Source organism: Rhodococcus sp. YH1 (assembly GCF_009939605.1).
Classification (GTDB): Bacteria; Actinomycetota; Actinomycetes; order Mycobacteriales; family Mycobacteriaceae; genus Rhodococcus; species Rhodococcus aetherivorans.
This window is the reverse complement of record NZ_WVTE01000299.1, coordinates 1-7241: the sequence shown is the minus strand read 5'-3', so window position 1 is coordinate 7241 and position 7241 is coordinate 1. Positions and strand designations below refer to the sequence as shown.

Here is a 7241-nt window from a genome sequence, read left to right as displayed (position 1 = left end):
AGCGGGTTAGATCCGTCTACGGGCCGTATAGGGCCCCTTACGGGCCTGCCGGGTACGCGCGAACCTCCGTGTGTCACGCAAGATGTGCTGTGAGGAGTGCTCGGAAGTGTTCTACACGCCCCAAAATCGGCCCACCTGGACACCCCAAACTTGGGTTTCGAAGGGTTCTAAACGCCCAGGGGCGGTGTCCAGCGCCGCACAGCGACGTCCAGCGGTGCGGAGCGGGGTGCGGAATCTACGCAGTGCGTGTCCGTCATCCCTGCCGAACGGCGACCCGGCAGGATCAGGGCCATGAGTTCCCCCAGCACCGACAACGGGGGCCGGCCTCGGTGGTCGGCCGCCGAAGCCGCACGCCGCTGCGCCGTCTCCCGCAGCACCATCCAACGCGCCCTGGCCGCCGGCCGGATCCCCGGCGCCGAGCACACCCCGGAAGGGTGGAGCATCCCGCTCGAGGGCCTGCTCGCTGCGGGGTTCACCCCGGACAGGCCCAGCCCGCCCGACCCTGGCCCCGGCCATGCCCGGGCGGATGCCGAGCAGGTGAGCGCGGCTGACCAGCTGGCGGCCCGGGTGCGGGAGCTTGAGGCCGCGCTCGTCGAGCAGCAGAGGGAGACGGAGCGGGAGCGCCTACAGCGGGCCGCGGCGGAGGCGATCGCCCGGGAACGGGCCGAGCAGATTGGGGACCTGCGGCGCACGGTGGCGGCGCTCGAGGCAGGCCGCAGTGATCGTGTCCCGGCGCCTACCGTCCCGGCCCCTGTCCCGGCACCGGTGGAGCAGCAGCAGCGGCGGGGGCTGCTCGAGCGCATCGCAGGCAGGTTCGGCGTCTGACCTGCGACTGCACAGAAATTGTGCAGTCCGAGGAAGTACCGGTCACCTAGGCGACCGGTAGTTGCAGCGCCGCATGCTCGGGAAACGGTCGGGGGCCGGCGGGGTGCGGCGCGGTGCCCCGGATACGGCGGCGCGGGGCAGTAGGCTGCGGTGTTACTGCGGTTCCGGGGTGCCCCTACCACCTGCGCTTACCCCTGAAAAGCAGTGAACCCCCGGCTACCACCCCGGGGGTCCCTGACAAAAGAAGATGCGTCGCTCTCGCAAGCGTCCACACATCCCGCTGCTCTGGGATGTGAGTCTACAGGGTCGCGCGCGGTTACCCCTGCAAGGGACCGCGTTTCTCCGGCCTGTGGCGCGTGGGCCTTGTGGGGCGCCGCCCGACACAAGGAGCCCCCTTGTCAGACATCGCCCCGGCACCGGAACCCGCCCCGGCCCTCGACCGCGCCCTGCCCGGCTGGGCAGTCGACACCATCCGCGACGGCGTAACCACCCGCGACGCGCGCAAGGTCTACGCGAAGTGCGTCAGCATTGCCATGTCCGCGCACCGCCGCGGCTGGACCGAAGCCCAGTACGTCGACGCCATCGCCAACGTCAACAGCCGCCTGTGGGCGCAGCTCATGACCCGCCGCGACGGCCGCACCGCCTCCATGCCCACCGCATACAGGCAGCTCCGCAAAGCCTGGGAAACCGGTGTCGCCAACGCGAACAACGTCGGCATGCGCACCCGCGAAGAGATCGCCGACGACGCCGTCGAACTCGCCTACGCCTGGGCCGACCGCCTCGATGCCCGCACCGACAACCTCAGCGCCGACGAGATCGCCGTCATGACCTACGTCATCAGCGAGACCGAGCGACGCGGGATGCTGCGCGTCGCCTGCCCGGGCCGCGACGTGGCCGAGAGCGCGCGCATGCCGCACCGCAGGGCGGCGAGGGTGCTGGGCAAGCTGACGGAGCGCGGGATGCTGGTGAAGTACTCCGCGGGGAAGCGGGGGGAGCCGGGGAAGGGGAGGGCGGCGATCTATGGTCTGCCGCCCGTGGAGGTCGTGGCACATATAAACGGGGGAAGTACCCCTATGTGCCAACCGGAAGAGAGAAGCGAACGCCAAGACACCCTCGCCGCCAAGACAGCCGACGCCGCGCCGCCCGCGCAGGATCCGGAAGTCGGCACCGTGGCACATAGGGATACGTCCGAGGCTGACACCGAATCGGTGGCACATAGGGATACGTCCGCCCTGCAATGGCTTCGCGCCTTCGATGACGCCCTGCGCGCCGAAGGGTACGACCCGGAAGCCCTGGACACCCCGGAGTGGGGCGTCTTCCTCGCGGGATTCCACGCCGCCGGACACGACGCCGGTACTGTCGCCGCGAAGCTCGCCGCGAAGTGGCGTAGCGCCGCCTAACGCGCGGCCCGACACAATCCCGGCTGTTCGTTCCGCACGAGCACGCTTGCCCCTGCCCGGAGCCCCGCGGTACCCCCTCCAGGCAGGGGCGCACACGGGCGTCTACAGGGCCGATTCCTGCCGGTGCCGCACCCCGCGCCGCACACGCCGTATGCGAACGCCGCACCCGCGCCGCACCCCCTGTAGACCGAAACATGTTGCGCCGCAGTAACTCTGCATATTCAGCCAACACGAAACCTGCCAGTATTCACCGGCATGAACACACCAGCACCCCCCGAATACGTGAGCGCCGCCGAGGCCGCCCGCATCACCGGGTTCAGCGCCTACACCCTCGAACGCCTCCGCAGCGAACAGCGCGGCCCCCGCTACCGGATCGTCAACGGCCGCACCATCCGCTACGCCGTCGCCGACCTGCGCGAATGGATGGACAGCCGCGTGGTCGACACGCAGGCTCGATGAGCCCGCATCCCGGCACCGTCGCCGCCACCGCCCGCCGGCACCGCCTCCTCGAGCAGCTGCACACCCTCGCTGATCAGGCCATTGCCGCACTCCGCGACGACATCGCCGACGGCACCGCCACCACCACCGACATCGCCGCCGCCCTCGACGTCGTGATCGGCCGCATCGCAACCCTGACCAGGGAAGACGCCCCCAAGGAGGGCACCCCATGACCGACCGGCACACCTGCACCACCTGTGGCCACGACCTGCCTCCCAGCGCCTACAGCCGCACCACCACCGGCGCCCGCCGCACCGCCTGCCTCGGATGCTTCGCCCAGGCGATCCAGCGCCTCCACGGGCGGCCCCGCAACGACTGGCCCGGCGAGCACATCCCCGCCATCCGGGCCCTCCGCAAGGCCACGAATCGAGCCGCCGCGTGACTGGTCAGGCCCCAAAAAAGACGTCCCGGGCACAGCTGCTCACCGAGGCCGTCCGCAAGCTCCACGCCGAAGGTCTCGGCCGCAACGAGATCGCCCGCCGTCTCGGCTGCGCCGCAGGCACCGTCACCCGCGCCGCCGAACTCGCAGGTGTCAGCTTCGACCGCGCCCCGGTGCAGGCCACCGCGGCCGCGCAGATGGACGCCGCTACCCGCCGCGCCCGCCTCGCGGACGGCTGGCACGCCGTCACCGCCCTCGCCGTGCACCAGCTGATCCAGGCCCTGCGGGACGAACGCATCGAAGGCCGGCACCTCGCCACCGTCGCCGCGATCGGCACGGACAAGGTGCTGCGCCTCGAGCCGGAGCTCGACGAACTCGCCGAATCCGAGATCGAGACCCGCGCCGCGCTCACCGAACTGATGGGCGCGATCCGCGGCAGCGTCGTGGACGCCCGGCAGGTCGGCCTGTCCGCGGTTCCGCCCGGCGCCGACCCCGCCTGCGTCGGCCTGCCCACCTTCTCCGACATTGAGGACTACCCCGCATGACAGAAAACGCCCCGCACCCTGGGCTTTCAGGGTTCCGCCTGCCCCCGGCCACGGCGCCGGCCCCCGCTGAGGAAGCGCCCGACGCGCCGCCGCAGGACACCGGCCCGAGTGTCGCGGCCCTGATCCAGACCCGCCGTGACCGCCGCGCAGGCCGCTACGACCCCGACGCCGTCGATGAGCACGGCCTTCCCACCGTCGGCGCACTGATCGCACGTACCGCAATCGCAAGGAGCACCCGCAATGCCTGAAACCCGTTCCGCCGCTCAGCGTCTCGCCGCCCTCGAGGAGCGCATCCTCGCAGGTGAGACCGTCGCCCCGGCCGAGCTCGCCGCAGCCCGCGCCGCCCTCGAGGTCGAGCAGCTGGCCGACACCGGCCGCGCCCGCCGCGCCGAAGCCGCAGCCCTGGCCGCCGCATACGAGCGCCGGGAGAAGGCGAAGCGGGACGCAATCGCCCTGCGGCGCGAGTCCGTCGAGCTCGGCAAGGCCGCCGCAGCGTTCGCGCAGGCCAAGGCCGCCATCCAGCGCATGAACGAGCACCTCGCCGAGTACGGCGCCGCCCGTGACCAGGCGATCCGCGGCCTCCTCGACGCGAAGGTGCCCGCTGGCGAATGGGGCGTCAACCCGAAGGCATGGGGCCCGGAGATCGACCGCAAGAACCACGTGGTGATCGGCCACGGGGGCACGGTCGGGGCGGTCGTCGTCGACGGCGAACCGTGGGGCGAGGAGACCCCCCGCGGCTGGCTGTCCATCCTGCTCGCGCAGGTCGATTGCGGCGTGCAGCTCGAGGGCGGCCCCGCCCGGGACTCGTGGCCGCACGTGCTGCGCGACCTCGACGGCCCGCAGGCCGCGTGAGCGCCCCGGCCTGGACGCCGCAGTTGCTCGACCGCCTCGAGGTGCACCCCGCGTGGCAGGTGCTCGAGGACACCCTCGCCGACGTCGTACAGGCGTGGGTGGCGGTGGAGGACGGCGACACCCGCAAGGCTGAACGGGTGCTCGCCTCCCTAGTGGCGCGGCTGCGGGCGCACCGGTCGGCGATCGAGGATGCGGCCGCCGGCGCCTCCTGAGACTGCCGCGGGTGCTTGAGCAGGTCGCCCGCGGCCGCGCCGGGCCGTGGGGGTGGCACGTGTCATCGGCCCGGCGCACCAGAACACCCCCCGAGGTACTGAACCCCGGGGGGTGTTCTGCATTTCCCGAGTGCCCGGGGCTCGCGGGCAGGAGCGGGCAGTTACGGGTTGTAACGGTGTCGGGCGTTAGTGTTACAGTGCTGCTCGTGACCGCACCCCGCCGCAACACCGCAATCCCCGGCCGCCGCAGCCGTACCCCCGCCACCGCGCCCGCCGGCACCGCCGTCGCCTACCTGCGCGTGTCCACCGCCGAGCAGGCCGAATCCGGCCTCGGCCTCGGAGCGCAGCGCGCCGCAATCGAAGCCGAAGCGCAGCGCCGCGGGCTGACCATCGTCGGCTGGTACGAAGACGCCGGGGTGTCCGGCGGCCTGGCCCCGTCCAAGCGGCCCGGCCTGCGCGCCGCACTCGCCGCAGTGCGCAGCAAGGAGGCCGCGATCCTCATCGCGGCCAAGCTCGACCGACTCTCCCGATCGGTGCACCACGCCGCGGTGCTGGTCGACACCGCCCGGGTCGAAGGCTGGCAGGTCATGACGCTCGACCTGGCCGCGGACATGACTACCCCCGCCGGGGAGGCACAGGCAGGCATGCTCATGGTGTTCTCGCAGCTCGAGCGCCGTTTGATCGGACAGCGCACCCGCGAGGCGCTGGCGGTGAAAAAGGCGCAGGGCGTGCAGCTGGGCAGGCCCACGCAGGTGCCGGACGAGGTGCTGCGCCGCATCATCACCGAAGCTGCGGCCGGGATGAGCTTGCGCACGATCGCCGCAGGTCTCATGCGCGACGGCATCCCCACCGGCGCCGGTAAGGCGACGTGGCACGCGCCGCAGGTGCAGCGCGCCCTGGACTGCCAGCGCGCCCACGAGCTTGCGGCGGAGATGTTCGCCGACCTGAACAGCCGCCTCGCCTGACGCACCCCTACCGGAAGGAACACGCCATGAGCAGCACATACGAGCGGGGGCACGCCGCGGGGTACGCGGCCGCCGTCGACCGCGAGCACACCGGGGACGCCTCGAGCGCCGAGGACGGGCCGGTGTGGTTCGCCCTGCCCCCGGGGGAGATCGACGCCGCAGCGTATGAAAGCGCCTGGCTCGCCGGGTGGAGCGAGTACTTCGAGGGGCGCGCATGAGCGGCCCGCACGACGTGTCTGCCGCCGCCCTCAGTCGGGAGCACATCGGCATCGAGGTGTACGGCACCCGGCACGTGCTCGACGTGGACACGGCGCACGCCCTGGTGGATGCGCTGCAGGAGGCGCTGCGGCAGGCGCCGAACCTCGACTTCTAGGCGACCCGTTGCCGGCGCCCCCGAGCCCCTCACCCCGGGCCGGGGGTGTTCGCGTCTGTACGGCCCGTACAGCGTCCGTTTTCCGGACCCCGGGCACCCCGGGGTGACCTCATCCCTGCCCGGGCGTGTCCGCGGTCCTGCACGGGCGCTGAGCGGGCACGATCAGGGGCATGACCACGCCCTCCGAACCTGACGACCCCCTCGCCGGCCTCGACTTCAAGCCCGACTCCGCGACCCGCGGCGCGATGCTGTGCAAGACACTGCTGGACGCCGCCGACAGCAGCGTGCTGCTCGCCGGATCCATCCGGGACCGGTACGGGGATCTGGACCCAAGCACGGTGCAGCTGTTCGGCGACGATGAGCGGCCCCTCGGGCCGGAGGCGACGAAGGCGGCGCTGCTGCGCATTCTGTCCGGCCTCGAGGACGCTTTGACCGCGTTCACCGTCGCCACGGAACGGATGCGGGCCGTCGAGCAGGACGCCCGCCGGCTGTGGCCGAACGCCGCCGGGAAGCCTTAGCAGAGTAGATCTCCGAGGCTGTCGGACATCTGGAAGACCTCCGGAAGAACCTGCCGAGGGCGCACAATTTCCGTCTGCGCGACGCGCAGGACACCGCCCTCTGACCTGCGGTTTCATTCGTAAATCGCGTAAACCGGTTTCGCGTCGCAGCGATCTGTCGGGCACCTCGTTGTAACGTTGAACCAAGCTTCCTGCTGGTTTCGGTCCCTCGGGGCACCGATCCGCCGGATATGCGGCCTCCGTACGGGGCCGTATCCCCGGGTCAGGAGGTGAGCAGGGACATGGTCGAGTCGCCCAAAAAGCGAAAGACCCTGGATTACGTCCGGATGGGTGCCACCATCTGGAACGTCTCCAGAGCCTTTCTCGATCTCGCTCAATGGCTGAGCGATCACCTGTGGTTCCTGTAGGCGGGAACTAGAGCGGCGTCGGGTGTCCGTCTGATCAACGGGCCCCGGCGCTTTTCTATATCCCAAAATAGCCTTCTTGCTCAAAAAGCGGCAACACACAGGGCTTTTGTCACAGTCTGATCCGGTATCAACCTTGCCTGAGCGGGTTAGATCCGTCTACGGGCCGTATAGGGCCCCTTACGGGCCTGCCGGGTACGCGCGAACCTCCGTGTGTCACGCAAGATGTGCTGTGAGGAGTGCTCGGAAGTGTTCTACACGCCCCAAAAT

Annotated in this window: 13 protein-coding genes; all 13 read left to right on the top strand. The window is 70.9% G+C overall.

Annotation, left to right across the window (positions count from 1 at the left end):
* Positions 1-291: 291 nt before the first annotated feature.
* The 13 genes from AIIKEEIJ_RS32460 to AIIKEEIJ_RS32400 all read left to right on the top strand — a co-directional run bounded on the left by AIIKEEIJ_RS32460 (position 292) and on the right by AIIKEEIJ_RS32400 (position 6567).
* Positions 292-825, top strand: coding sequence for a hypothetical protein (locus AIIKEEIJ_RS32460; protein ID WP_161995630.1), 534 nt, complete (start codon positions 292-294; stop codon positions 823-825).
* Between the two features lie 395 nt (positions 826-1220).
* The gene (locus tag AIIKEEIJ_RS32455) at positions 1221-2225 is read left to right on the top strand and encodes a hypothetical protein (RefSeq protein ID WP_161997262.1); all 1005 of its coding nucleotides are present in this window, start codon (positions 1221-1223) and stop codon (positions 2223-2225) included.
* A 255-nt stretch (positions 2226-2480) separates the two neighbouring features.
* Positions 2481-2684 carry a helix-turn-helix domain-containing protein gene (locus tag AIIKEEIJ_RS32450; RefSeq protein WP_161995640.1) on the top strand — a complete coding sequence of 68 codons (204 nt, stop codon included), beginning with the start codon at positions 2481-2483 and terminating at the stop codon, positions 2682-2684.
* Positions 2681-2896, top strand: a complete 216-nt coding sequence (locus AIIKEEIJ_RS32445) for a hypothetical protein (RefSeq protein ID WP_161995639.1) — start codon at positions 2681-2683, stop codon at positions 2894-2896. The genes AIIKEEIJ_RS32450 and AIIKEEIJ_RS32445 overlap by 4 nt, the downstream gene beginning before the upstream one ends.
* Positions 2893-3105 (top strand): hypothetical protein, encoded by a 213-nt coding sequence (locus tag AIIKEEIJ_RS32440; protein WP_161995638.1) that lies wholly within the window; start codon positions 2893-2895, stop codon positions 3103-3105. Before AIIKEEIJ_RS32445 ends, AIIKEEIJ_RS32440 begins: the two co-directional genes overlap by 4 nt.
* Positions 3102-3647: a hypothetical protein gene (locus tag AIIKEEIJ_RS32435; RefSeq protein WP_161995637.1), complete on the top strand. Its 546-nt coding sequence runs from the start codon at positions 3102-3104 to the stop codon at positions 3645-3647. The genes AIIKEEIJ_RS32440 and AIIKEEIJ_RS32435 overlap by 4 nt, the downstream gene beginning before the upstream one ends.
* A complete protein-coding gene (locus AIIKEEIJ_RS32430) occupies positions 3644-3895 on the top strand; it encodes a hypothetical protein (RefSeq protein WP_161995636.1) in 252 nt (83 codons plus the stop codon). Before AIIKEEIJ_RS32435 ends, AIIKEEIJ_RS32430 begins: the two co-directional genes overlap by 4 nt.
* Positions 3888-4499 carry a hypothetical protein gene (locus AIIKEEIJ_RS32425; protein ID WP_161995635.1) on the top strand — a complete coding sequence of 204 codons (612 nt, stop codon included), beginning with the start codon at positions 3888-3890 and terminating at the stop codon, positions 4497-4499. Before AIIKEEIJ_RS32430 ends, AIIKEEIJ_RS32425 begins: the two co-directional genes overlap by 8 nt.
* On the top strand, positions 4496-4711 hold the full coding sequence (locus tag AIIKEEIJ_RS32420) for a hypothetical protein (RefSeq protein ID WP_161995634.1): 216 nt from the start codon (positions 4496-4498) through the stop codon (positions 4709-4711). The genes AIIKEEIJ_RS32425 and AIIKEEIJ_RS32420 overlap by 4 nt, the downstream gene beginning before the upstream one ends.
* Before the next feature lie 206 nt (positions 4712-4917).
* The gene (locus tag AIIKEEIJ_RS32415) at positions 4918-5676 is read left to right on the top strand and encodes a recombinase family protein (protein WP_338020936.1); all 759 of its coding nucleotides are present in this window, start codon (positions 4918-4920) and stop codon (positions 5674-5676) included.
* Positions 5677-5702: 26 nt separating this feature from the next.
* Entirely contained in the window at positions 5703-5894 is a 192-nt protein-coding gene (locus AIIKEEIJ_RS32410; protein WP_161995633.1) for a hypothetical protein, read from the top strand.
* A complete protein-coding gene (locus AIIKEEIJ_RS32405) occupies positions 5891-6049 on the top strand; it encodes a hypothetical protein (RefSeq protein WP_161995632.1) in 159 nt (52 codons plus the stop codon). The genes AIIKEEIJ_RS32410 and AIIKEEIJ_RS32405 overlap by 4 nt, the downstream gene beginning before the upstream one ends.
* A 170-nt stretch (positions 6050-6219) precedes the next feature.
* Entirely contained in the window at positions 6220-6567 is a 348-nt protein-coding gene (locus tag AIIKEEIJ_RS32400) for a hypothetical protein (RefSeq protein WP_161995631.1), read from the top strand.
* Positions 6568-7241 lie beyond the last annotated feature (674 nt).

Coding starts and splice junctions, on each gene's coding strand:
- AIIKEEIJ_RS32460 (WP_161995630.1), top strand. CDS start 292: ATGAGTTCCCCCAGCACCGACAACGGGGGCCGGCCTCGGTGGTCGGCC.
- AIIKEEIJ_RS32450 (WP_161995640.1), top strand. CDS start 2,481: ATGAACACACCAGCACCCCCCGAATACGTGAGCGCCGCCGAGGCCGCC.
- AIIKEEIJ_RS32445 (WP_161995639.1), top strand. CDS start 2,681: ATGAGCCCGCATCCCGGCACCGTCGCCGCCACCGCCCGCCGGCACCGC.
- AIIKEEIJ_RS32440 (WP_161995638.1), top strand. CDS start 2,893: ATGACCGACCGGCACACCTGCACCACCTGTGGCCACGACCTGCCTCCC.
- AIIKEEIJ_RS32430 (WP_161995636.1), top strand. CDS start 3,644: ATGACAGAAAACGCCCCGCACCCTGGGCTTTCAGGGTTCCGCCTGCCC.
- AIIKEEIJ_RS32425 (WP_161995635.1), top strand. CDS start 3,888: ATGCCTGAAACCCGTTCCGCCGCTCAGCGTCTCGCCGCCCTCGAGGAG.
- AIIKEEIJ_RS32410 (WP_161995633.1), top strand. CDS start 5,703: ATGAGCAGCACATACGAGCGGGGGCACGCCGCGGGGTACGCGGCCGCC.
- AIIKEEIJ_RS32405 (WP_161995632.1), top strand. CDS start 5,891: ATGAGCGGCCCGCACGACGTGTCTGCCGCCGCCCTCAGTCGGGAGCAC.
- AIIKEEIJ_RS32400 (WP_161995631.1), top strand. CDS start 6,220: ATGACCACGCCCTCCGAACCTGACGACCCCCTCGCCGGCCTCGACTTC.